The organism is Clostridium sp. HGF2, from assembly GCF_964240115.1.
Lineage (GTDB): Bacteria > Bacillota_I > Bacilli_A > Erysipelotrichales > Erysipelotrichaceae > Clostridium_AQ > Clostridium_AQ innocuum.
On record NZ_CAXSSO010000014.1, the window covers coordinates 44,788 to 70,195 of the forward strand.

Sequence of the window (25,408 nt, forward strand, 5' to 3'; positions counted from 1 at the left end):
ATTTAGGAATTCGGTACTTTTCATTCGTATATAAGAGTATATAGGAGGTAAACGGATGAAGGAGACTGAATTTTTTTATGAGTCCTGTGTCGATGAAGCACAGACAATTCGCAATATGAAGCGCCAGCTTTTGTTTTTGAAGCAGTATACGGCCTCGCTGCGTCTGCACAGCGTGCTGTATGGAGAGGATTGTGTACAGCTGCAGGTGGAGGATGAACTCAGTGATTATCTGAACTATACCCGCAGCATTGTTCAGACATCAAGAAACGGCGGATATGTACATAGGGATCCCGTGCTGGACGCAATGGAGCGTCAGCGAAGAGCGAGGGAAAAGGTGATGGAGCAGGACCAGCGGGCCTATGTTCTCTTGCAGGGAATCCTGCAGCTGGAGGAGCAGGAAAAGGAGCTGTTGCTGGATTTGTACGTGCGAGGCTTGAAGCGGGAGCTGGTATTGCGCCATCAGGGAGACATTGTGGAAAGCACGCTGAATCGAAGGCTTCGCCGTGCCTGTCTGCACCTTGCTGCTCTGCTGCATCTGCAGGTTTTAAAGGAATGCTCTTAGTTACAAACTTGTAATACTTGCATTATGAGTTTCAACGTCTACAGGTTTATGGTATAATAATTTAAGGTGGTTATGAAAACCATGTGAACAGGAAGCGGAGGAATGGATTTGGATAAGAAAATCGTAATCAATATGCTGTCCAGTGCCGACAAGGTGGAAGGACAGGGTGTGGGGAGTGCCTATCTGGAGCAGGTAAATCTGGTTAAGGAAGGTGCGAGTGATCTGTTTACCGTTGAAATCAACAGCGGAAAGAAGGCTGATATCATTCATTCTCATACCATTGATCCGCAGAATTATCTGAAGATGAAGAATAATAAAAATGCCAATGTATGCTATGTGCATTTTTTACCGGATACGCTGAATGGGAGTATCCAGTTACCCAAGGCACTGTTTTCGGTGTTTAAAAAATATGTGATCAGCTTCTATAAAACAGCGGATTATCTGATTGTTGTAAATCCGATTTTTATGAAGGAGCTGGAGAAATATGGAATTGCCCGGGAGAAGATGATCTATATTCCGAATTATGTATCCAAGGAACAGTTTTATGTGAAGCCGGTGGAGCAGCGCAATGCCATTCGTGAGCAGTATGGGATCAAAGCGGATGATTTTGTTGTCATCGGTGTCGGACAGGTACAGACACGAAAGGGCGTTCTGGACTTTGTTGACGTTGCGAAAAAGCTGCCGGATGTGCGCTTTGTCTGGTGCGGAGGCTTTTCGTTTGGAAAAATTACAGACGGCTATGAGGAGCTGAAGAAGGTTGTGGAGAATCCGCCGGCAAACGTACAGTTTCCAGGCATTATCCCGAGAAGTGATATGAATGATATTTACAATATGGCGGATGTGCTGTTTATGCCATCCTATAATGAGCTGTTTCCAATGGCAATACTGGAGGCGGTCAATTTGCACAGACCAATGGTTCTGCGCTCTTTGGAGCTGTATGAGGATATCTTATTTAAGAAATATCAGATGGCCGATAATAATGACAGCTTTGCCGAATTGATTCGAAGGCTGCATGAGGATCCGGCCTATTATGCGCGCTGTGCAGCTGACAGTGCCTATATCAGCGAATATTATTCCAAGGAGAATGTGCTCAGTATCTGGAAGGAATTTTATACGCGTGTATATGAGGAGCTGCAGGAACGCAAACGGGGGTAGAGAAGCGCAGCGTTCGCGCTTTGGCAGGAAGGCAGTTGAGGGTTCATGAAAAGTTCATTACGGAGTTATATCTTAAATTTTGTAGTCATCATCGGACTGACCGCTGTTTCTCTGTGGTTTGCACTGAAGGATAACTATCACGAAATCATGCATCTCATCAGCAGTATCTCCTGGTACTCGCTGCTCATCATTTTCCTGTGGGGAATGATCTATGTCATGATTTTAGGGCAGATCATCATGATTTTTGCCCGGCGCTATAAAAAGGACTACACGTACCGGCAGGGATTGAGCAATGCGCTTGTCGGAACGTTTTTCAGCGGGATTACACCAAGTGCCACCGGCGGACAGTTCGGTCAGGCATACGTATTTAAAAAGCAGGGAATCAAATACAGTGACGGAGCGAGTATTCTGTGGGCGGATTTTATCGTTTATCAGACGACGATGATGGTCTATGTCACGATTCTGTTTCTTTTGCGCTATACGCATTACATGACGATTATCGGGCCGGCGTTTCTGGGGATTCTGATCGGCTATATCGTAAATGTATGTGTCATCAGTATCCTGTGGACGATGGCGCTGTTTCCACGTGTCTATGTAAAGCTGAGCGGGCATGCCGTGACGCTGCTGGCGAAGCTGCATATCGTGAAAAACAAGGAAAAGACACTTGCCGCCTGGACCATTCAGGTTGAAGGTTTTACCAAAGAAATCAAGGAAATGAAGCACGAAAAGAAAATCATATGCAAAACCGTGCTGTGGAATGTGATTCGTATGACGGTTCAGTTTTCCCTGCCGTTTTTCATCGCCTATGCGCTGAACCTGAATCTGGGGCTGGATAAGTTCGTGGATTGTCTGGCGCTGGCCAGCTTCGTGCTGATGACAAATGCATTTATTCCGATACCTGGGGCAAGTGGCGGTACCGAGCTGGTATTCGTACAACTGTTCAAATATCTGGTCGGCGGACTCAAGGCCAGCGGTATTATGATCCTGTGGAGATTTTCCACGTATCACATTGTAATTCTGGTAGGGGCATTTGTGTTTCTGCATTTGAAACGAACCTACGATGATGAAAAATATGGAAGACGGAAGAAACCGAAAGACATCAGGGAGGTGGATTCATGAGAATCGGGCTTTTTACCGATACGTATACACCGGATATCAACGGTGTGGTTTCCAGTATTGTAACCCTGCAAAGGGAGCTGGAGAAAAACGGACATGACGTTTATGTCATCACCAATCACAAGGCAATGACGATGAAAAAGGAAGGCAATGTACTGCGGCTTCCCGGACTCGAGCTGAAATGGCTGTACGGCTATAAGCTGTCTACACCCTATCATTTCAGTGCCCGTGATGAAATCAGGAAAATGCAGCTGGATGTGATTCATGTGCATACGGAGTTCGGTGTGGGCATGTTTGGCCGTATCGTTGCAAAATATCTGAATATCCCGGTTGTGACAACCTATCATACAATGTATGAGGATTATACGCATTATGTAAACCGTTTTGAAATCGACGAGGTGGATAAGGTGACGAAGAAGGTGGTCTCCACCTTTTCCCGTTCGATATCCGACAGTGCGCAGGCAGTGATTTCACCAAGTGAAAAAACGAAGGAAACGCTGTTGAAGTACGGGGTGAAGACACCGATCTATGTCATACCGACCGGACTGAATTTTGAGAAATTTCATCCGGATAATATTGATCCTGCCCAGGTGCAGGAAATCCGCAGACAATATGGTATTCAGGAGGATGAACGCCTGATTGTGTTTGTCGGTCGGATTGCACAGGAAAAAAGTATTGAAATACCCATTGAGGGCTTCCGTTATGTAAGCGATGCGAAAATCAAGCTGATGATTGTCGGGGGAGGACCGCAGCTGGAGGAGCTGCAGAAGCTGGTGCAGCGCTATCATCTGGAGCAGCAGGTGATTTTTACTGATAAAAAGCTGCCAGAGGAAATACCGGCCTATTATGCATGTGCGGACTGTTTCGTGTCTGCATCTCTGACAGAAACACAGGGGATGACCTATATTGAAGCACTGGCGTGCGGTTTACCGGTCTTTGCCCGCTATGATGATGTGTTGAAGGACCTTGTCATTGAGGAGGACAGCGGCTTTCTGTTTGAAACCCCGCAGGAATTTGCAGAGAAGCTGACGGACTTCATGCACCGGAGTGCTGATGAACGTAAGGCCTTTTCCCGGCGTGCGCTGAGTAAAATCGTCAAATACGATTCCAGAGTATTCTATTCGAAGGTGCTCAGTGTATATTATCAGGCAATCAATGACTTTGAAGACGCCTACGAGGTTATCAAAATCAAAACACTGGATGATTATGTGCGCATCTATGTGCAGAATGACAAAGAGGATCAACCGCAAAAGCTTCTGATTGATCTGGATGATTACTTCACCTATAAAATCCGTCTGCATACAATGCTTGACCGCTACACCGTTGCGCATTTTCAGCGGAAGGAGATAGTGCTGGAGGCCTATCGCGGAGCGATCCGCAAGCTTCGCATGCGCGACTATACCCGCAAGGAAATGGGCACCTGGCTGCATCGGCAGCCGGGCTTATCCGTTGAGGATGTGGAGGGCTTGTTAAGTGAGCTGGAGGAAAAGGGTTATATCAATGATAATCTGTATATGCAGCAGAAAATCGAAAAGATGCAGTTTTCTCTGAGTGGCAAGGGGAATATACGGCGGACCCTGATCAATAAAGGAATATCTGCGGAGGATGTCGATGAGGCATTGTCCGGTCTGGATGATGAGGAGGAGCGTCTGCGTGCCTTGAAAATGGCAGAAAAGCTGATGGCAACCATTAAGGATAAATCCAGAAAAATGAAGAAGCAGACCATCGTACAAAAGCTGATATCGCTTGGCTTTGACAGTGATATCGCCAGAAGTACCTCGGAACGCTTGAATTTTGAAGAAGAGGATGACAGTGATGCGCTGAATAAGACGATTGCTAAGGCAATTCGTACATACAGCCGCAAGCTGAGCGGACAGCCGCTGAAAAACAAGGTGCTGGTATATTGTATGCAGAAGGGCTTTCTGCGTGAGGATATCATGAACCATCTAAATGAAATGGAGTGGCGTGATGAGCAATAAAATTAAAGATTTATACGACGGATACAAGGGAGAGCTGACAGCGCTGATTATCAGTATGAACCGCGGTGTAACAGCAAAGGGAGCACCGTACCTGTCCTTTGTGTTTCAGGATAAAAGCGGCAGCATTGATGCGAAATACTGGAATGTAAGTGAGGAGCTGCTGCATAAATTTCAACCCGGTATGCTGGTGGAAATGAGCGGGGATGTGCTCTGTCATCAAAAGCAGCTGCAGTTTCGTGTACAGCAGATGAAGGAGCTGGAGAAAGAAGCGGATATCTCTGATTATGTAAAGGAAGGACCGTTTTCCCAGCAGGCACTGCATGAGAATATCCAGCTTTATATCGATGAAATTGAAAATACGGTTATGAAGCAGCTGGTATGCGGGATATTGAAGGATCATGAAAAGGATTTCTTTGAATATCCGGCTGCGACACGAAATCACCATGATTTCTATGCAGGACTGGCAACGCATGTACTGGGGATGCTGCAGCTGGCAGAGCAGCTGTGTCATTTGTACCCGATGCTGGACAGGGATCTGCTGTACAGCGGTGTCATCCTGCACGATGTGGGAAAGACTGTGGAGCTGAGCGGTGCCATTGTCAGTGAATACACCACACAGGGAAAGCTGCTGGGACATATTTCCATTATGCAGGCTGAGGTATTGGCAAAAGCAAAGCAGCTGGGTCTGGAGGATTGTGAGGAGGCCATGCTGCTTCGTCATATGATTTTATCCCATCACGGGGTGTATGAATACGGTTCACCTGTGCTGCCAATGATACCGGAAGCAGAAATGCTGCATATGATCGATAACATTGATGCACGGATGAATACTCTGCACAAGGCATTGGAGCCGGTACAGGCAGGAGAGTTCACACAACGTGTATTTGCATTGGAAAATCGTTCGTTTTATAAAAGCAGATACAAAAATTCAGACGGTAAATAGACGCAAAAGCGCTTATTTACCGCTTTTTTTCGGCACTTTTCCAGTTTGTGGATAAATTTTTCATATTTCTTGTGAAATAGTTAATCTTTTTATTTTTAGAAACTTTCGATATACTAACCATGCAAGCTGATAACGCTTTCACCTAAGCGTCAGCAACCCCATCCATAGGAAAGGAGGAAACAGCCAAATGAGAGAAAAACGAATACTGGAAGAGCTTATGAATGCAGATCAGTATTGCAGTCTGGAATACTTCTCCAGACAGCTGCAGGTATCGACCAGAACCATCAGCAATGATATCAAATACCTGATGCAGGATGGCGAGCGTAACGGCTTTCGCATCCATCTGAAGCGGCGCTTTGGCTACTATCTGGAAATCACGGCATCCCAGAAATTCAAACAGTATATGCAAAGTGATGAAGACAGTATGACCATCAGCAGTAAGGAGCGTGTTGACACTATCATCGCCCTGCTGCTTCTGCAAAGTGATTACATTACGCAGGAAACAATCGCCGATACACTGGCCGTCAGCAAATCCATCATAAAGGTTGATATGGTCAAGGTGGAAAAGGCATTGTTTGAGCACAGCATATCCCTGATTAAAAAAGCTCATTACGGCATCAGCTTATCGTGTGAGGGCATGATGCGCAAGCTGTATCTGCTGGAGCTGCAGGAAAAAGACAATCCCTATATGAAGAAAATCATGGATCACTATCTATCCCAGCAGCATATACAGCATTTGGAAAAGCGGCTGATTACCCTGCTGAAGCAATATCGGCTGAACACCAATTATATTGAGCTGAAAAAAATCGACCTGTTCCTGAAGGTCACGGTGCTTTTGGCGGAAAAGGGGATTGTATCCGCTGCAGGCGCGATAGACAGCAGTGTCCATAAGCAGATGGCAGGCGAGCTGGCAAATGTGATTCAGGAAATCTATCAGGTGAAGCTGAGCAGTGGAGATATCTGTGATATCGGCAATTATCTGAAACAAAAGACAAAGCCGAGCGATGTCTATCTGTACGATGAGGGTCTGATTCAGGATATCGAGGTCTTTCTGCAGGATGCCGATGAACAGTATCATACCCAGTTCAATGCCGACGCAGAGTTTAAAAAGAGTCTTCTGGCACATGTATCCCTGCTGCTGGACCGGCTGCATCAAAGCATATCCTTCTCCAATCCGCTGGTTCACGAAATCAGTGTGAAGTATCCGGTGATTTTCAATATCTGTATCCGCTTTGCCGGTATGCTGGAGGAGAAATATCATGTGAAAACCACGCAGGATGAGATCGGATTCATCGCAACACACTTTGCCGCACATATGGAAAAGGAGCTGCATCACAAGCTGAATCTGTATCACCGCATCGCCATCATCTGTTCCAGCGGTGGCGGAAGTGCCTTTCTGATCAAGCTGAAGCTGGAAACGATTTTCTCCTCCAGTAATATTGAAACCTTCTCTTTACTGGAGCTGGACGAGGTACGCTCCTATGAGCCGGATATCATCTTCACCATTAAGCAGCTGGATGAAGCCTTCGATGTACCCATCGTTCTCATCAAGGAGCTGCTGGATGATGCGGATATTCAGAAAATCAAGAATATGCTGGAAACAGATGCATCTCTTGTTCTGCAGGAGCGCTCCTTCGCCTCACTGTTTCGAAAAAACGCATTTCATATCTTTCAGGAAGGAAGCTATGCCGATATGGTTTCCTGTATGGCTGCAAAGCTGGAACAGGAAGGCTATTGTGAAGCAGGCTATGCAGCTTCCGTGAAACAGCGCGAGGAAGTGTTATCTACCGTGTATAACAACGGTATAGCAATTCCCCATCCCCTTGAAATGTGCGGCAGAGGAAATATTCTGTCGGTGGGGATTGTAAAGCAGGAGGCAGCGGTTCGCGAGCTGCCGGTGCAGGTCATCTTTCTGGTCGATCTTGAGAAGGGGGATTTGAAGCTGCATCAGAATATAACCAGAGTATTGTTTGAGGTTATGAGTGATACGGCACTGATTGAAAAGCTGCGACGTGCAGAATCCTATGAGGATTTCATGAAATGCATATCGCATCTGAAATTTTAAAGGAGGGACTTTATGAATATACAATTCTTAGAAAAGCTGTCCAATGCGGACGGCATCGCATCCAATGAACAGGAGGTACGGGATGTTCTGGTGGATGAGCTGAAGGAGTATGCCGATGAAGTTTCCACGGATCATCTTGGCAGTATTATCTTCAAAAAGGGAAACAGGGGGCCGAAAATCATGCTGTGCGCTCATATCGATGAGGTCGGCTTCATTGTTCGCAGTGTATCCGATATGGGACAGGTCATGCTGATGAGTGTGGGCGGTGTGAAGCCGCTGGCACAGTTTATGCAGAAGGTTCGTATCACGACGGAGGATGGTAAGAAGATTCACGGTATCATCCAGGCAACCTATGAGAACAACGCCGCCACCAAAGTCTATGTGGATCTGGGGGCACAGACTGCACAGGAGGTCTATGATCTGGGCATTCAGGTCGGGGATATGGTGACCTATACGACAGAATTTGAACACTTTGCCTTACCGAATGTCATGGCAGGAAAGGCGTTTGATGACCGCCTTGGCTGCTTCATCATGGGAGAGGTATTGAAACGACTGCAGAGCATCGATCATCCCAATACCGTTTACATGGTGGGAACCTCCAGTGAGGAGGTCGGAATACGCGGGGCAAAAACCGCAGTTTACAGAGTGAATCCGGATGTGGTATTCCCGCTTGATGTTGCCTGCTTTAACGATGAATTTGTTCGCAATCATACCAATCAGCGCCAAATCGGCAAGGGGATGATGCTGACAAACTTCGATCGCACACTTGCTCCCAATCGTGCCCTGATACGTCGTATCAAGGACACGGCAAATACATTGCATAAGCCATTGCAGCTGGATATGTTTAATGGAGGAGGAACCGATGGCGGGGAGGCTCACAAAAGCCGGGATGGAAAACCAACCGCTGTCAGCTGCCTGCCTGTGCGCTATGGACACTGTGCCTATTCAGTTGCACATCTGCAGGATATTGCGGACGCCATCGATATCTTTACAGAGCTGATTGCCAATTTTGACGAAGCAGCGTATCGTACATCAACAAATTTTTTGAAAGGAGTCTAGCATGACAGAATTAGAACAGCAGATCATCGGCATTATTTCCGCTGCCGGTGACAGTAAGGGGAAGGCATTTGAAGCCCTTCGCAAGGTAAAGGAAAGCGATTATGAGGGAGCTCGCGCACTGCTTGAGGAAAGCAGAAAAATCGATCTGGAGGCACACAAAATCCAGACCAAGCTGATTCAGTCGGAAATGGATCCGGAGGCTGAAAAGCCGGAGCTGTCACTGCTCATGGTTCATGCGCAGGATCATTATATGACCAGCCAGCTGGCAAGAGACGTCATTGAAGCACTGGTAGATGTATTTGAAGCAAAAGAAGGAGGAAACTAACATGAGAATTTTATTATGCTGTGCAGGTGGCTTCTCCACCAATATGCTGATGCAGAACATGAAAAAGGTAGTAAAGGAAAGCGCAAAGCTGAATGAAGAGGATTTTAAGTTTACGGCGATTCCCGCTGACTCTCTGGAGGAGGAAATCGACAACTGGGACGTGGTTCTGGTCGGGCCGCAGGTATCGCATAAGATTGACTTCATCGAGGCTGTATGCAAGCCGAAAAACGTTCCGTTTGCGGTAATTGACAAGGATGTATACGGACAGATGGACGGAGCAACCGTATTAAAGCTCGCTCTGGTTACACGCAAGAAACACGAAATGGGAAAGTAATCCCTGATTTAGAATCATAAAATGCTATGCGTCTTCATTTGCAGACCCGTCTCATAATACTTCATCAGGCTATGCGATGGATGAGCAGGCGTATTTCCTTTAAGAGTGCCCGCTTCTTGCTTCATGTGAAGACAGCATATATTAAGAGCGTATATAAATAGAAAGGAATCTAGTATGTTTAATAAATTTGAGGCATTTATGAACAAATGGCTGATGCCAATTGCTCAAAAAGTAGATAAACAGCGTCATCTGAGTGCCATTAAGGCATCCATGGTGGCCATGACACCATTCACGATTCTGGGAAGCTTCTTCGCCATTATCCCTGCATTACCAAACATGATTGGAGAAAATAACGCATTCAGTCAGTTCATTCTGAACAATGCGGAGCTGCTTGACCTGCCGGTTACCTTATCCATCGGTATGATGAGTGTATACGTAACCATGTGTATTGCATATAATCTGGGAAATCACTATAAGCTGTATATTCCGGGCTGTATCACTCTATCCACCTTTGCTTTCCTGTTTGTAGCTGCTGAAAACGTAGAGGGCGGTATCAGCATTGCCAATTTCGGGGCAAAGGGTCTGTTCTGCGCCATGCTGGTCGGTATGGCTGCTACGGAACTGTATCGCTTCTGTAAGGAAAAAAATCTGACGGTCCGCATGCCGGAGGGGGTACCGGACTTTGTATCCAAATCCTTTGAGCTGATTCCTACAACCATCATCGTTGCCGGAACCTTCATTGCTGTACGCTTCTTCTCTCAGCAGATTTTCGGAGCACTGCCTCCGCAGATTCTGACACAGTTTCTGGCACCGCTGGTTGGTTCCATGGACAACCCGTGGGCAGTGTTGTTCCTGCATTTCATGATCTGTCTGATCTTCTTCTTCGGTATCCATTCATCTGTCTTCGGACCGATTACACGTCCGATCATGGCTACCTTTATTGCGGAGAATATCATCGCAAGACAGGCCGGAGAGCCTCTGCCACACTTTTATACGGCTGGTACCTCTAGTGCGTTCTTTGGATTCACCGGTGCCGGTATCACCATCGGATGCGTCGTGGCGTGTATGCTGTCCAAATCCAAGCGTTATCGTAAGATCGGACAGGTCGCATTGTTCCCGTCACTGTTCGGTATCAATGAACCGATTCTCTTCGGTGCTCCGATCATTCTGAATCCGATCATGTTTATTCCATTTGTATTCGGTGGTGCCATCATCGGTACCATGCCAATGTTCTTGATGCACTACGGTCTGCTGGACAAGCCGTTCTTCGATCCGCCTTATGTCGGCGTCTTCCTGGAGGGATTCCTGACAAACGGGGACTGGAGAGTTATTCTGGCCTGCGGTGCACAGCTGATTCTGGCGATTCTGCTCTATCTGCCGTTCTTTAAAATCATGGAGCGTCAGGAGCTGCGTGAGGAGGAAGCAAGAGCAAAGAAGGCTGAGGAAGCAAAAAACATCTTCTCGGATGATGAAGAGGCTTTACTGAACGATCTTGATCTTGATTTCTAGCAATAGCCAGCGGCATCCGTTTGCGGGTGCCGCTTTCCATACAGCTGCGCAAAAAGAGAAATGCAAGTGCAGAGGTATTTCATAAAAAGGAGGAAGCAGTATGCAGAGAATCCAAAAAATCCGCTCCATTCTGGAGGAAAAGCAAATCGACGCCATATTGATAAAAAGCCGCAGTAACAAGCGCTATCTCGGTGCATTAACGGGAAGCGGCGTCAAGGTGCTGGTAACAAGAGATGAGCTGTATCAGATTATGGACGGACGTTACAGCAATGAAGCCAAGGAAACAACAAGCGGCTTTACCCAGGTGGTGCATGAACAGGGAAGCAGCTATCTGGATGAGGTGGTCCGACTTCTGGGAAGCCATGCCCGCATTGGAATTGAAGCGGGACAGGTTCTCGTGAAGGAATATCTGACCATGCAGGAATACGGGTTGGAAACCGTGCTTTTGGAGCATGAGCTGGAGGAAGCACGCCGCTGCAAGGATGCGCAGGAAATCGCGCTGGTACGCAAGGCCTGTGAAATCACGGATGCGATCTTTCAGGAAACGATTTCTACAATTCGCATCGGCATGAAGGAAACCGAGGTCAGTGCGCTGCTGCAGTATCTGGCAATTAAAAACGGTGCCAGCGCTATGGCATTCGATACGATTGTCGCAAGTGGTGTACGCGGATGTATGCCGCATGGCCGACCGAGTGAGAAAACCTTGGAAGCCCATGAATTCATCACGATTGATTTTGGTATCACCTATCAGGGCTACCAGTCCGACATGACCAGAACGGTATGTATCAGGGAGCCACAGCCAAAGCTGAAAAAAATTTACGATATCGTCCTGCAGGCGCAGTGTGCCGGTGTTGATTTTATCAAAGCCGGTGTAAAGGGGAAGGACGTGGATGCCTATGTGCGCGGCATCATACAGGAGCAGGGCTATGGACAGTATTTTACACACGGTCTTGGTCATGGTATGGGCATGGGGGATGGAGAGCTTCCCATGCTGAATGCCGGCAGTGACACCGTGCTGGAGGAAGGCATGATCATGTCCTGTGAGCCGGGTATCTATGTTCCGGGACTTGGCGGTGTGCGAATTGAGGATGATGTCCTTATCGAAAACGGCCGTGGTGTCCCATTGAATGCCACAACAAAGGAACTCATTATTTTGGAGGGTAACGGATATGAAGTATGATTTTGATCATGTAATCAATCGAAAGCTTGGAAAATGCAGAAAATGGGACAATACCATTTTGAAGGAAAAATTCGGCTTGAATGAGGATGCGATTCCTATGGATCTTGCTGATCTGGATTTTGAATGTGCGCCGGCAATCAAGCAGGCGATGATAGAGCGTGCCGCTTTGGGAGATTATGGCTATACGTATACGTATGATGCATATTATGATGCGCTGATCGACTGGAACAAGCGCCGTTTTCATGTGGATATTAAAAAGGAATGGATCAAGCTGACCTTTGGAACCTGCGGCACTCTGCATTATATCGTACAGTGCTTCTGTAACGAGGGAGATGCTGTTATGATCAATACTCCTGCCTATGATCCCTTCGCTGAAGCGGTGGAGCGCGGCGGCTGTCGTTTGATCTGCAATTCCCTAAAGCTGGAAAATATGCGCTATTATCTTGATTTTGAAGAGATGGAGCGTCAGATGGTCGAAGAGAATGTCAAGCTGTTTATCTTCTGTTCACCGCAAAATCCAAGCGGACGCGTCTGGACGAAGGAGGAACTGCATCAGCTCAGTGCGCTGTGTCTGAAGCATGATGTTCTGCTGGTCTGTGATGAAATACACCGTGATGTGATTTTTGATCGGGAAAGCTTTACCACGCTGTGGAATGCGCATGAGGATATTGCGGATGCATCGATTATGTGTGTGTCCCCAAACAAGGGCTTTAATCTGGGTGGTTTAAAATCCTCCTACATCATCGTTAAGAATAAGCAGATTCGGGAACGCCTGCTGGCATATTTACAAAAGGTCTATGTGACCAGTCCGCATGTATTTGCCGTTCCTGCCATCATTGCGGCTTATAATGATTCAGAGGAATGGCTGGATCAGCTGACTGCATATATCGGGGAGAATTTCACCATGGTGTATGACTGGTTTGCACAGCACATGCCGCAGGCTAAGGTCATGAAAAGCGATTCCAGCTTTCTGGCATGGATCGATATGCGTTCCGTGTTTGCGGATGAGGATGAAATGCGTGCCTTCTTTATCAGGGCAAATGTATCCATGGTTGTCGGCAGCTATTTTGTGCAGGACGGCTATGGCTGGGTGCGCCTGAATATCGGAACACAGAAGTCGATTCTGCAGGAGGCGCTGCGCCGTATCGCTGTAACATGGGAAGCATGGGAATAAAAGGAAATTCCAACATAAAAAAGCTGCCGGAATAGGCAGCAGAAAGGGTCAGATACATCGTCTGATCTTTTTCATATCGATGATTTTGGCAGAAAGGAACTGCTGTATAATATGAGCATAAAACAGGGGCAGGAAAGGAATCAGCGGGAATAGAAAAAAGCAGTCTTGTTTGAAACGGTCTGTTTCATCACCGTATCCTTATAAGGGGAAACAAAGGATTTTATTGCTGATTTACTTTCTTTATCACGTATTGCCGAAAGCAATGCCGGTGCCTTATGAAGGCTGTATGCTTCGTACAGGAAATCTCTGACTGTGCGTTAGCAGTATCCATCGGATACCCTGACGTTATGCCGCCGGCTTCGTACTGCAGGTAAGTCCCTGCTGTTCATAAACGATTACCGCGGTATGTACATCGAATACAGCGTCTTCTAAGGTCTGGATGAAATCCAGCTTTTTCAGCTGTGCGGTGTCAATGTCCGTCAGCTTTAGAACGAGCAGCTGCTTCATTTCTTTATCTGTCACGGATGCCTGATAGGTCAAGCCCCTGATATTTGCATAATCCTTCTGGTACTGTTTAACACAGGCCTGTGCCTGCTGCTTGTTATAGCCAAGTGTACGATAGTCTGTATGCAGCTGTATGCTCTGTGTTGAAATTCGTTGATTTTCTGAATCCATGGTTGTTTCAATAAAGGTATCCATCAGGGTTCCCCGGCATGTCGTTTTACTTATGCCTGCTTCTGCTTTTTTCGAACAGCCACTTAACAGAAGCAATAGACTTATCAACAGGATCTGTTTTCTCATAGCATCCACTCCTATTGGTATTATGGTACAGGGATCATTGCTTCATGCAGCAGCTTTACCCGCTTACGACTGTGTGCTTCCCTTTTTGTTTCCCCTGGTACAGGAGCTGATCGGCTTTATTGATTAACTCATCCAGAGAAAGCCGCTGATGACAGCAGATGCCGAATGTCATGGTGACTGGGATCTTTTGTTCTCCGTATTGAAATTCTGTGTGATTCATCCAGTGACAGAAATCCTGCAGCTGCTGCAGTGCATCCTGCTCCCTGATATCATGAAAAAGGAAGACAAATTCCTCACCACCCCAGCGGCAGATAAAGATCGCGGGATCCAGTCTGGTTCGCATATGCTCAGCGAGCTGCTTTAATATGGCGTCCCCGCACAAATGACCATAGGTGTCATTGATCCGCTTGAAATCATCAATATCACCAATTGCAAGACAGCAATTCTCAAGACACAGCTGGGATGCTGTTTTTTTCAAATAAGTACGGTTGTACAGCCCTGTGAGGGAATCGTAATTAGCAATCTGCAAAAGACTTTCATTCTGCTTTTTTAAAACCTCTTTTCCAATATCGGCACTGGCATTGGAAACATAGGCAACATAAAGGATTGTGAGAAATGAACCAAAGCTGTTGCAGAGAAATAGCAGCTGTAAGGAAGCAGCCGGCAGAGAAGAGAACGTCGTTCCCTGTGTTTGTTCATGCAATAGAAAAAAGGTGAGCATATGCAGGATGGAAAACAGATAGGGGATGTAGGGACTGCGGTAGGGACAGAAATACACAAGAGAAGCCATTGCAATCAGAAAGAGAAAGAAGGAAGCGTTCCAGCCAAACAGCACAGTGTGTAACACAACAAAGCAGATGGTTTCCAAATGAATCAGGGAAACGGCCAGCGCATATCGCTTTTTTTTCATAACCAGCAATAGCATACCGATGTAAAACAGCACACTGCAGATATTATAGAGAAGAGGAACGCCATAATGCAGAATTCCCATAAGCAATGTATAGCCGAAATGCAGAAGGATTGCCAGACATATCAGATTGCGGTAAATATAATAGCTGTAATTATTTTCATTAAGTTTCATTGGCATACTGTAAACCTCCTGTCTTTTCATTCCTGCCGTGAAGCAAGCTTCTATACTGCATCACACCGCTTTGTGAATAGCCGAAAAAACAGTGCTGTGTATGGGATTCTGCTGCGGCAGACTCCCTTATGGAGCCTGTTTGCCTGATAGCCGTCGATTTAGGCAGTGCTGCATTGCGCGATACATCTGAGATAGCCAAAGGACACGCTGTCTGTTCGTATATCTTATGATTTTTGATATTGTAATTATATCACTTTATGATAGGGAAAAGCAGATATATTCTATAAGTTCGACTAAAAATGTTGCCTTTTCAGAATTATTCAGGCGGGATAAAAAATAAAAGGGCTGATCAATGTGCAGTTAGATTGAAAATCCCCTTTCTGATACAGCCATTTCTATTTTTCATGGATTTGGATGTAGAAAGATAAAAAAAGCTCTCCAACAGAGAGCTCTTCAGCGCTTATCATGTAATGGCCTGTTTATTTTTTACAGGTTAATCCGCTTTTTTCGATGTTTTCTTTTGTCTTTTCCAGATCCATTACCATTTTTTTACCGCTCAGCTTCTGGTTGGTAAAGGTACCGTAGTCCTTCGGATCGATTTCTTTGATATCAAAAACAATGGATTCCGTAATTGAGAATTTGTCTTTATCCTCTGTCAGACTATAGCTCATGCCTTCAACACCCTTTGCCTTGCTTTCCAGAGAAGCGCTTTTCAGTGTCGGCAGCATTGCTTCATAGGTTTTTTTATCCGGTGCAGTAATCACTGTTTTCTGATCCTGCTTGGTGATGTTGTCACCCTGATAGTCAAATTTGATCGTCTGTGAAATGGTGGAACCATTGGATTTCTGTTCTGCCGTACAGGTCATTGTTTTTGTTTCTTCTTTACCGCCGGAGCAGCCTGCCAGCATGGCAACCACAAAAGCAGCACATAATAATTTTTTCATTGTATTTTCCCTTCCTTCAGATTATAATGGCAAAACTCAGAGCTTAGCCCTGAGTTTCAAAGATTATTTACAAGTAGCTCCGCCGTCTTTTGCTTCTTCCAGCGTCTTGGACAGACTTGCTTCTCCACCGAATCCCAGCTTCTTCAATGTAGCTGAATCTCCGTCTTTCATATCAACGTCAACGGTTGCGATGATATTCTTGTCCTTGAATTCAGCACTGACATTGACACCTTTTCCTTCTTCAACACCCAACTGGCTTAATACAGCAGTTTCCAGCTGTTTTTTCTGATCATCTGTCAGCTCTGTGTCTCCAAGACCGGCAGCGGAAAGATCCATGGTAACCTTTACTGAGGTTTTAGTGATTTTATCATCCTCAGCGGTGAAAGTGGCATCCATTTTCATACCGCTCTGTTCCATTGAACAGGTCTTTGTTTCTGTTTTTGCTCCGCCGGAGCATCCTGCTAATACCAGTACGGCAAATGTAGCGCAAAGTAATTTTTTCATATTGTCCTCCCTATCAAATGATTGATTGCACAGGATAAACGTATCCTGTATGTAGAAATTATATCATGAAATAAAGAAGAAAAGATTACAAATTTGAAATTTAGAAAAAATATGTGATTTTTGTCAGATATTCGGTATAAAATTGTATAATTTCTGAATTCAACTGCTTTGTATGCGTTTTTTCAGGTGATAATGGCGTGTGGATCGGATCAGCTGTTCCAGCTCTCTGCAGGCAGGCTCCCAAATCAGTTGATCCTCATTGGATATTTGGGGCAGCAAATACTTCAAAAAATACTCCTCCCGCTGAAAGGGATCTCGTTCCTTCTGCTTGAACCGGCAGTATTGATGGTAAGCGGTCACATGCTTCGGAAAACGCTCGGGATAGCGCGGCTCCTGTAATATTTCAGGAGGGATTACACGCTCTAGCTGCTCGCAGAGAATACAGGCAAGCAGTGCTGCCGGCAGAAAATGGTAGTCGTCCTGCTTTGCCAGCTCACAGAAATAGTCGCATGCTTTTTCATATTGTCCTATTTCATAATACAGCATCCCGCATTGATACAGGCTTTGCAGATATTTATTGCGGTGCAGCTGTTCGGGATGCTCTTTAACAATGGCAAAGAGCTTTTCGACATATTCATGATTGGCCGCATCCTTTTGTACATCTGCATACAGAAGGACAATGGCATCGTATACATCCAGCAGACGGTTGTAATTACCCTGCTTCAAAAATGTCTGCTCCAGATACAGGGAATCCCGAAAGCAGTCCAGAAAGCGTTCCTCATAATAGGCCTGATAGCTGCGGTTCAGTATATTGAGCAGCGAGGTGCTTTCCGCCATGTGCAGGCGGGTGAAGACAGCACCGTTTTTTCTGGCATCACGGTGTCTGTGTACGGTATATGTATAAAGCATATCCTTTAAAATCTCCTGTATGCTCACATCAAAGATAGGAAGCAGCTCCATATATTTATGAAACTGCTCCTCACTCATTTCGCTGCAGTGTTCATAATAGGAAGCCATCAGCATCAGCAGTTCTCGATACTCAACCGCAAAGATATCGGTTTTTTCCCGGAGCTGTGCAAAAAGGACGGCACACCGCTCTGCCAGTCCTGCAAGGTCATAGCGCGTCACCAGCTCCAGCAGCTCCTGAAAACAGGTGCTCCAGGGCTCCCACCAGCTGGAAGGAAGATTGAGTTCAGCATGAATCTGTACCAGCAGATAATGATAGATGGAATTGCTTTTAATGATTTTACAATTTTCTATTTTACTGTAGGTATCGGCAGAACAGATCGTTGCCCCGTTGTAAGTGATGAAGTCACGCTGGTTCAGATTTGCTTTTTTGCGATAATATTTTAATAGAAGCGACAGCTTCTTTTTCGTTTCATCATCGATTTTCACTCGTCCGTACATACGTTACCTCCCTGTGATAGTCTGTATATAATTATACCAGAGAACGGAAAGAATTTATATGATTCCAGCATGACAATAACAAAATTTTACATAATTTGCGGCTTTCATGAAGCCGGTCTTCATGGTATAGTAATAATCGAGGTGTTTTATATGAAAATTGGGTTTATATCACTGGGCTGCAGTAAAAATCTGGTAGACAGTGAAAAAATGATGGGTATGATCAATAGCGGCGGCCATGAGCTCGTTCACAATGCGGATGAGGCAGAGGCAATCATTATCAATACGTGCGGATTTATCAATTCCGCAAAGGAAGAGGCCATTCAGACGATTTTTCAGATGGCGGAGTATAAAAAGCACAGGTGCAGAAAGCTGATTGTTGTCGGCTGTCTGGCACAGCGTTATAAGGAACAGCTGGAGCAGGATATCCCGGAAATTGATGCAGTGATCAGTATTCGCGAATATCCGCACCTGCATGAACTCTTACCAAAGCTGCTGGACGGGCATGATCTGGTAAGCTATGACAAATGTGAGCGGAAGGTGTCCAGCAAGCCGTGGACGGCATATCTGAAAATTGCCGAGGGCTGCAGCAATCACTGTACCTATTGTGCGATTCCGCTGATTCGCGGGGATAATGTGTCCTTTCCCATCGAGCAGCTGGTGGAAGAGGCGAAACAGCTGGCGCAGCGCGGTGTCAGGGAGCTGGTGGTGATTACACAGGATACGACAAAATACGGCGTCGATCTGTATGGCAGAAGAGCACTGCTTGATCTCTTGCAGCAGCTGCATGAAATCGAAGGCTTCCACTGGATCCGTATTCTGTATATGTATCCGGATGAAATCGATGCCCGGCTGATTGAGGGAATGGCAAAGCTGCCAAAGGTGCTGCCATATTTTGATATTCCAATGCAGCACGCTTCCAATCGCATGCTGCAGCTGATGAATCGAAGAGGAAGCAGAGAAGATGTTGCCACTCTGGTGAAGAAGATTCGGGAAACCTTTTCTTATCCAACCCTGCGTACAACCTTTATTGTCGGATTCCCGACAGAGGAGGAAGCAGATTTCAGCGAGCTTATGCAGTTTGTAGAGGATATCCACTGGGACCGTATGGGAGCCTTTCCCTATTCCCCGGAGGAGGACACCCCTGCCTATTCTATGGATGGGGCCGTGGACGAGGATGTAAAGGAAGCGCGTCTGGCGCAGCTGATGAAGCGTCAGGAGGTAATATCACTGGAGAATCAGAGACGTATGGTAGGTGAGATCATTGAGGTTCTTGTTGAGGATCAGGAAGGTCTTACCGGCGTGTATCGCGGACGCGGGGCCAGCTCTGCACCGGATGAGGTGGACGGCATTGTGATGTTTAAAAGTGAGCGCTTTATCGAATTCGGCAGCTTTGTAAAGGTGCGGATCACTGAGGCACTGCCCCATGACTTCAAGGGTGTGGAAGTGTGCTGAAGGGCTTTGATCCCATCATCCCGGAAAAGCCAAGACTCATGATTCTGGGTTCTATGCCCAGTGTGACTTCTCTGGATAAGCAGGAATATTACGGGTTTGCCCACAACCGTTTCTGGAAGATTCTGCATGCGGTATTTGAAATGCCGATTGATACCTATGCTCAGAAAAAGGAAATTCTGTTTCAGCAGCACATTCTGCTTTGGGATGTGATTGGAGAATGTGAGCGAGAGGGCAGTTTGGACAGTGCAATCCGCAAGGAAAGGGTAAATGATATCGCACACCTGACAGCGGTGTACCCAACCCTGCACAGGGTGATCTGCAACGGCAGAAAAGCCTATGAACTGTATCAGAAGCATTTTCCGGATATCGCTTTGCCCTGCAGCTATCTGCCGAGTACGAGCAATGCAAATCGCAGTATCCGTGAGGAGGTTCTGTTTGCGCAGTGGAAGCAGGCTCTGATGGAACATGAGGGTGATATGTGAGGAGACAGGCAAGCATCAAAGAGCTCGTGCATATGGAAGATTCTGTACATCAACCACGCATGCAGGAGAAGTATGCTGCAAAACAACGCAAATGATATCTCAGGTTTTTTCTCGATTGTGGGTTAATTTAACATAGGGGGACTTCCATACGATTGTAGTTATCAATTGTATGGAAGTCTCCCTTTTGCAAACACCCTAAAGTAAGAAAGAACCATACCTCACCGCTGTGTTGTTTCTTTGCATAATGCATTCCAAGAATGTAAAGGGCGTTTTTTATCCATGCAGTTTCCAGGTACGGTAAAATAAAGTGAAACGTCTGTTACAGAGAGGCTTTGACTGACAGTTAGCGTAAGCTGCAGGAAAAAAAGTACAGCAGACGCTTCAGGTGCTGTCTATGCATAAAAGCATCCTATCTATTTACTGATATATCCTAAAGAAATCATAAAGCCGTGATACCGTAAGGAAAACCAGAACGCTTTGTATAATGCACAACTCTTTGTATATGGATGATGATCAGGGCAAAGGGTTCTGCTTTCCCTTGGAAAAAGCGCATTGAAAAGGGAACGACGGCTGCCTGAGTGTCGTATTGGCATATCGAAAATACATTTACAAACCGTAAGCCTTGCTCTATAATGGTAAAAAACAAGGGAGGAATGTATATGGAACTGCGTATCTGCAGCTGCGATGCGGATATCCGTGCATTGGCAGCACTTGCCACAGAAATCTGGCATGAGTATTTTACAGCCATCATTTCAAAGGAACAGATTGATTATATGGTTGAGAAATTCCAGAGCTATCCGGCATTGAAAAAAGCAATCGAGGAGGAGAACTACACCTATTTTCTGGCTTATGAGGAGGGTGCTATGATCGGATTCTGCGGTGTGAAGCCGGAAAAGGATCGTCTGTTTCTGAGCAAGCTGTATCTGCATAAGAAGGCCAGAGGAAAGGGGCTGTCCAGTATCCTGCTGAAGCGGGCAATTTCCTTTGCGAGGGAGCAGGATAAAAAAGCCATTTATCTGACCTGCAACAAATTCAATCAGCACAGTCTGGATGTATACCGTGCGAAGGGCTTCAAGGATATCGATTCTGTGCAGACGGATATCGGGCAAGGCTTTATTATGGATGACTACATCCTGCAGCTGGAGCTTGACGACGGAAAATAGAAAACCACGCTCTTTACAGTGATGATGTTAAGAAAAGAATGAGGAACGACATCTATAGCTGCCGATCAATGCCTTTTTTTCATCTTTTTCACATTTGATGTCCATCCTGCATAGCCCTTTGTGATGGTTATGTGATACAATATCTACATAGGTGATAATTTATGGAATGGGATATCTCGGCAGAGTGTGTATCTGTCATCATGCTCAACATCATTATGGTATATTCATGGAAGGGGAATCTGCTTCCCTCGCGAAAAAACCAGGCCTTTCGCGCCTGTCTTTTGATAACCTATCTCTCCATTCTGACAAATATCCTGTCAACGCTGCTGCTGACACAGCTTTCCGCTTCAACGTATCTCCTCAATCAGGTGCTGCTGCATCTGAATTATATGTCCACTCCGCTTATGGGGGTTGTATATTTTATTTATACACTGACTACTGTGTTTGAACAGGACGCGGATAAGCTCAAAAAGCATATTCTGTTTGCAGGGATACCGGCTCTGTTCTATCTGCTGTGTCTGCTGAGCAAGCCGCTGACGCATCTGCTGTTTACGCTGGATCCGATAGCTGGCTATGTGCGGGGATCCTGGGTATCTCTGACCTACATCGTCTTTTATATCTATGTATTATTTTCTGTATTCTTTACGATTTCCAAGCGCCGCAATCTGGACACCGCTGTTTATATCATTCTGAATTTCTTCCCAGTGCTTTCTGCAGCCGTCATCCTGTTTCAGCTTCTGTATCCAAATTATATCCTTACCGGAACGGCCGCAACAAGTGCGCTGCTGATTATATATCTGTATTTGCAGAACAAGCAGCTGTTTACAGATCCGCTGACCGGTATTTTAAACCGTCAGGAATTCAACCGTCTTTTGGAAATCCGCATGAAGGATACAGACCCATATTCCATGATGGTGCTGTCGCTGAAGGGCTTTCGCTTTATCAATGATCACTTTTCTCAGAAGGCCGGGGATGTTTTGTTGACGAGAATCTGTGCCTTCCTTGAAAAGGAGCTGCCGGCGGTACGCATTTTTCGCTTCAGCGGTGATGAATTCGCGATTGTCTGTAAGGATGCAGAAACATGCAGGCAGTGCCATACGCAGCTGATTGCGCGTATGCAGCAGTCATGGTCTGTTGAGAATTTTGATTTTCGGATACAGTATGGTATAGGCATTCTGCATGTCGAGGCGCATAACCGCGATAAGGATGAAATCATTAAGGGTCTGGAATATGCCGTCATGCTGGCCAAGCGTTCAGAAGAAAACAGAACCTGCGTCTGCACTGCAGATATGATCGAACGACTCCATCGGAATGAGCGGGTGCTTGAGCTTTTACGACAATGTATCCGGGAGGACAGCTTTATCGTGGTTTACCAGCCGATTTACGATGTAAAGGAACAGGCATATACAAAGGCGGAGGCACTGCTTCGTCTGCCGCCGCATAATTTGGGGCAGCTTGGTCCGGATGAGTTTATACCACTTGCTGAGGAAAACGGATTGATTACAGAAATCACATATCAGGTGCTGCGAAAGACCTGTTTATTTCTGCAGCAGCTGCAGCATACCGCTACAACCCTGAAAAGCATCAGTGTTAATTTCTCTGCCGTCATGTTTTTACAGCAGGATCTCGGAAATAACATTCTGAAGATTATAGAGGAATATAAAATACCCGCACATATGCTGCAGATTGAGATCACGGAGAGTATGCTAAGCAGGGATTACCATATGATCATTGCTTTTATTCAGCGTATGCGTAAGCAGGGAATTGAATTTCTTTTGGATGATTTTGGAACAGGGTATTCCAATATATCCAATGTACTCAGCCTGCCGATACAAACGATCAAAATTGATAAGAGTTTGCTTTGGAAAGCGATGGTGTCTACTGAAGGTGCTGTCGTTCTGCGCAAAATGTGTGAGGCTTTTCATGAGGTGCATCAGCTTTTGCTGGTGGAGGGTGTTGAGAATGAGGAACAGGCTGCCTTTGTGAGAGACTGTGCCTGCCGCTATATTCAGGGATATTACTACGCAGCGCCACTTCCGCAGGAGCAGGTTTACAAATTGCTGATACAGAAACAGAAGGAGATGTCCGGGTGACATCTTTTCTTTTGGCGAACGCCTGTACAGGTGCTTTTAAAATGCGTAGTATGAAAGAGAAAGGAGGTGTGTGTATGCGAAGACTTGGAATTGACGTATCCGAGCATAATGGCATACTGGATTGGGATGCGATAAAAAAGGGCGGGATAGAATTTGCCATCATCCGTTCCAGCTGGGGACATTTTGAAGAAGATAAGCAGTTTCGAAGGAATGTACGGGAATGTGAGCGTGTCAAAATGCCCTATGGACTCTATCATTATTCCTATGTTGCCAATGATGCACAGATGAGGGAGGAGGCTTCCGGCTTCATCAGATTGTGTAAAACCTGCAAACCGAGCTATCCATGCTATATAGATATGGAGGATGCGGACGGTTGGAAACGGCGTAACGGAGTCAGTGATGCCATGAATGTGGAAACCTGCTATTATACCTGTCGGGAATTGGAAAAAGCCGGCTTTTATGCCGGTATCTATGCCAACCTGGACTGGCTTACAAACCATATCAATTCATCCCGCCTGGATCGCTTTGATAAATGGGTGGCACAATGGGCCAGTGTAAATACCTACCGTAAGCCGTACGGAATGTGGCAGTTTACCAGTGACGGCTCCATTCACGGCTATAATGGCAGAATGGATCTGGACTATGCATATAAGGATTATCCGGCCATTATGAAGGAAAAAGGACTGAACGGCTATGGCAAGGCACCCGATCAGCCGAAACCGGATCCAAAACCAAACCCGTCAAAGAATCCGAAGTATAAGGTTGGAACTCCGGTAACCTATACCGGCTTATGGACACAGGCAAATGGTGGAAACTGGTATCCCAGAAGACTTCTGGCTGTAAAAGAGGGTATCATCACACGTATTATAAAAGGAGCTGAGCATCCGTATTTGATCAATGATGGTACCGGATGGACAAATGATCGTGCAATTGATGATGAACCGACACGACCAAGTGGATATTAGTTCGATGTATTAGGCAGGGGATGTTGATTGCAGCATCCCTTTTCCTGCGATACCTCCGGATGATAGCAGATTGTCAGTAATCCGTGTATTGATAAATGGAGGCGCTGCAAGGTATCGGTATATGGATGAAAGACTGCCCTGAATGCTGGCTGTGGCAGGATGTGAACTGCTTTGAAAGAGGCATCTGTCCATGCCTGCGTACGGTGCTGGTCGTAAGGGAAGTCTGTTCAGATGGCAGCGCTTTTTTATAGCTGTATGAATGTATACAAAGGGGCATGGATAAGATATCGTGATGGTATAACGTATACATAATAAAAAAAGTCACCGCAGGGTGACCATGCCGCAAAATACTGCCTAGGTATCTTTCTATATCAGGGCGGCAACGGTATCATTATAATCACACAGACATCACACACAGTGTCGTTGTCTGTCGAATAATGGAATAAGAGGCAGAGATTTCCATACCCTCATCAGAAAGGTAGGATATGCGGCAACACAGGAAGGGCGGCATGCAGATATTTTATGAAATTCGACATATATAGACTCTGCCAAAGCTGGACCGTATGTACACTATAGATTTTGGGAGGGATGTAAACATGAATGGGATAGTGAATCTGAATACAAGAGTATCCGAATTGCTGAATCGTATGGGAGTTCCCGATTACACTGCAGGCTACAGCTTTTTACATACGGCAATTATGAGCGTCTATGAACAACCGGATCTGCTTGGCAGTATCATAGAATGCTTATATGTGGTGGTTGCGAACAAGCATAAAACGACTGTGGCGCATGTGGAGGAAGAACTGGAGCATGTACTTCTGGCAACCCTATTATCCGGAGATCGTGTCATGCTGCAGAAGGTACTGCATACCCTGCATTACAGACAGCCGACATTGCGGGAATTCATAGAAATGTCATTAAAATATATTAGATCTGCGGAGCAGGTGGGATGATAAAAGTTCTTAATTGCAATGCTGTAAAGGAATTTACAGGATAAAATGAGGAATTTTGATATATTTTTCTATGAATTTCGCTCTTTTCTAAAAAAAGAATGAAAAAAATGAATTTTTCTGCAATTTAGGTATTGCAATTATTCAAATCATTTGGTATTATAA

The 25,408-nt window shown here is 45.7% G+C and carries 23 protein-coding genes; 18 read left to right on the forward strand and 5 right to left on the reverse strand.

Annotated elements, in window-relative coordinates; translation table 11 throughout:
* The first annotated feature begins 55 nt into the window (after nucleotides 1-55).
* From ACESPQ_RS18660 to ACESPQ_RS18715, 12 genes are all read left to right on the forward strand, one after another.
* On the forward strand, nucleotides 56-562 hold the full coding sequence (locus ACESPQ_RS18660) for an elastin (RefSeq protein WP_109770720.1): 507 nt from the start codon (nucleotides 56-58) through the stop codon (nucleotides 560-562).
* Between the two features lie 102 nt (nucleotides 563-664).
* The gene (locus ACESPQ_RS18665; RefSeq protein ID WP_373144723.1) at nucleotides 665-1,717 is read left to right on the forward strand and encodes a glycosyltransferase family 4 protein; all 1,053 of its coding nucleotides are present in this window, start codon (nucleotides 665-667) and stop codon (nucleotides 1,715-1,717) included.
* A 45-nt stretch (nucleotides 1,718-1,762) separates the two neighbouring features.
* On the forward strand, nucleotides 1,763-2,836 hold the full coding sequence (locus ACESPQ_RS18670) for a lysylphosphatidylglycerol synthase transmembrane domain-containing protein (protein WP_109770719.1): 1,074 nt from the start codon (nucleotides 1,763-1,765) through the stop codon (nucleotides 2,834-2,836).
* Complete coding sequence (locus ACESPQ_RS18675; protein ID WP_002610117.1) at nucleotides 2,833-4,812, forward strand: glycosyltransferase; 1,980 nt, start codon at nucleotides 2,833-2,835, stop codon at nucleotides 4,810-4,812. The genes ACESPQ_RS18670 and ACESPQ_RS18675 overlap by 4 nt, the downstream gene beginning before the upstream one ends.
* On the forward strand, nucleotides 4,802-5,755 hold the full coding sequence (locus ACESPQ_RS18680) for a 3'-5' exoribonuclease YhaM family protein (protein WP_002610119.1): 954 nt from the start codon (nucleotides 4,802-4,804) through the stop codon (nucleotides 5,753-5,755). The genes ACESPQ_RS18675 and ACESPQ_RS18680 overlap by 11 nt, the downstream gene beginning before the upstream one ends.
* 187 nt (nucleotides 5,756-5,942) lie before the next feature.
* Nucleotides 5,943-7,820 carry a BglG family transcription antiterminator gene (locus ACESPQ_RS18685; RefSeq protein ID WP_373144725.1) on the forward strand — a complete coding sequence of 626 codons (1,878 nt, stop codon included), beginning with the start codon at nucleotides 5,943-5,945 and terminating at the stop codon, nucleotides 7,818-7,820.
* 12 nt (nucleotides 7,821-7,832) lie between these two features.
* On the forward strand, nucleotides 7,833-8,879 hold the full coding sequence (ypdE, locus tag ACESPQ_RS18690) for an aminopeptidase (RefSeq protein ID WP_373144727.1): 1,047 nt from the start codon (nucleotides 7,833-7,835) through the stop codon (nucleotides 8,877-8,879).
* A gap of 1 nt (nucleotide 8,880) precedes the next feature.
* Nucleotides 8,881-9,204 carry a PTS lactose/cellobiose transporter subunit IIA gene (locus ACESPQ_RS18695; protein WP_002610126.1) on the forward strand — a complete coding sequence of 108 codons (324 nt, stop codon included), beginning with the start codon at nucleotides 8,881-8,883 and terminating at the stop codon, nucleotides 9,202-9,204.
* A gap of 1 nt (nucleotide 9,205) precedes the next feature.
* Nucleotides 9,206-9,538, forward strand: a complete 333-nt coding sequence (locus ACESPQ_RS18700) for a PTS sugar transporter subunit IIB (protein WP_002610128.1) — start codon at nucleotides 9,206-9,208, stop codon at nucleotides 9,536-9,538.
* Nucleotides 9,539-9,712: 174 nt separating this feature from the next.
* Nucleotides 9,713-11,047, forward strand: coding sequence for a PTS sugar transporter subunit IIC (locus tag ACESPQ_RS18705; RefSeq protein ID WP_002610130.1), 1,335 nt, complete (start codon nucleotides 9,713-9,715; stop codon nucleotides 11,045-11,047).
* A 100-nt stretch (nucleotides 11,048-11,147) separates the two neighbouring features.
* On the forward strand, nucleotides 11,148-12,227 hold the full coding sequence (locus ACESPQ_RS18710; RefSeq protein WP_373144729.1) for an aminopeptidase P family protein: 1,080 nt from the start codon (nucleotides 11,148-11,150) through the stop codon (nucleotides 12,225-12,227).
* Nucleotides 12,217-13,401, forward strand: a complete 1,185-nt coding sequence (locus ACESPQ_RS18715) for a MalY/PatB family protein (protein WP_002610133.1) — start codon at nucleotides 12,217-12,219, stop codon at nucleotides 13,399-13,401. The genes ACESPQ_RS18710 and ACESPQ_RS18715 overlap by 11 nt, the downstream gene beginning before the upstream one ends.
* A gap of 345 nt (nucleotides 13,402-13,746) precedes the next feature.
* On the opposite strand, the gene ACESPQ_RS18720 is transcribed toward ACESPQ_RS18715, so the two are convergent.
* The 5 genes from ACESPQ_RS18720 to ACESPQ_RS18740 form a co-directional block, all read right to left on the reverse strand.
* A complete protein-coding gene (locus ACESPQ_RS18720; RefSeq protein ID WP_002610135.1) occupies nucleotides 13,747-14,202 on the reverse strand; it encodes a DUF1307 domain-containing protein in 456 nt (151 codons plus the stop codon).
* Between the two features lie 55 nt (nucleotides 14,203-14,257).
* Nucleotides 14,258-15,289 (reverse strand): GGDEF domain-containing protein, encoded by a 1,032-nt coding sequence (locus ACESPQ_RS18725; RefSeq protein WP_002610137.1) that lies wholly within the window; start codon nucleotides 15,287-15,289, stop codon nucleotides 14,258-14,260.
* Nucleotides 15,290-15,762: 473 nt separating this feature from the next.
* The gene (locus ACESPQ_RS18730; protein WP_002610139.1) at nucleotides 15,763-16,227 is read right to left on the reverse strand and encodes a YehR family protein; all 465 of its coding nucleotides are present in this window, start codon (nucleotides 16,225-16,227) and stop codon (nucleotides 15,763-15,765) included.
* A 63-nt stretch (nucleotides 16,228-16,290) separates the two neighbouring features.
* Nucleotides 16,291-16,731, reverse strand: a complete 441-nt coding sequence (locus tag ACESPQ_RS18735; RefSeq protein WP_002610141.1) for a DUF1307 domain-containing protein — start codon at nucleotides 16,729-16,731, stop codon at nucleotides 16,291-16,293.
* Nucleotides 16,732-16,890: 159 nt separating this feature from the next.
* Nucleotides 16,891-18,138: a hypothetical protein gene (locus ACESPQ_RS18740; RefSeq protein WP_373144731.1), complete on the reverse strand. Its 1,248-nt coding sequence runs from the start codon at nucleotides 18,136-18,138 to the stop codon at nucleotides 16,891-16,893.
* 150 nt (nucleotides 18,139-18,288) lie between these two features.
* On the opposite strand from ACESPQ_RS18740, the gene rimO reads away from it, so the two are divergent.
* The 6 genes from rimO (at nucleotide 18,289) to ACESPQ_RS18770 (ending at nucleotide 25,246) form a co-directional block, all read left to right on the forward strand.
* On the forward strand, nucleotides 18,289-19,590 hold the full coding sequence (rimO, locus tag ACESPQ_RS18745) for a 30S ribosomal protein S12 methylthiotransferase RimO (RefSeq protein ID WP_373144732.1): 1,302 nt from the start codon (nucleotides 18,289-18,291) through the stop codon (nucleotides 19,588-19,590).
* Complete coding sequence (locus ACESPQ_RS18750; RefSeq protein WP_009271049.1) at nucleotides 19,584-20,072, forward strand: DNA-deoxyinosine glycosylase; 489 nt, start codon at nucleotides 19,584-19,586, stop codon at nucleotides 20,070-20,072. Before rimO ends, ACESPQ_RS18750 begins: the two co-directional genes overlap by 7 nt.
* Before the next feature lie 659 nt (nucleotides 20,073-20,731).
* The gene (locus tag ACESPQ_RS18755) at nucleotides 20,732-21,235 is read left to right on the forward strand and encodes a GNAT family N-acetyltransferase (RefSeq protein WP_002610149.1); all 504 of its coding nucleotides are present in this window, start codon (nucleotides 20,732-20,734) and stop codon (nucleotides 21,233-21,235) included.
* A 161-nt stretch (nucleotides 21,236-21,396) separates the two neighbouring features.
* Complete coding sequence (locus tag ACESPQ_RS18760) at nucleotides 21,397-23,328, forward strand: EAL domain-containing protein (protein ID WP_373144734.1); 1,932 nt, start codon at nucleotides 21,397-21,399, stop codon at nucleotides 23,326-23,328.
* A 74-nt stretch (nucleotides 23,329-23,402) separates the two neighbouring features.
* Entirely contained in the window at nucleotides 23,403-24,293 is an 891-nt protein-coding gene (locus ACESPQ_RS18765) for a glycoside hydrolase family 25 protein (RefSeq protein WP_002610153.1), read from the forward strand.
* Between the two features lie 596 nt (nucleotides 24,294-24,889).
* Nucleotides 24,890-25,246, forward strand: coding sequence for a sporulation initiation factor Spo0A C-terminal domain-containing protein (locus ACESPQ_RS18770; protein WP_109770712.1), 357 nt, complete (start codon nucleotides 24,890-24,892; stop codon nucleotides 25,244-25,246).
* The last annotated feature ends 162 nt before the right edge of the window (nucleotides 25,247-25,408 follow it).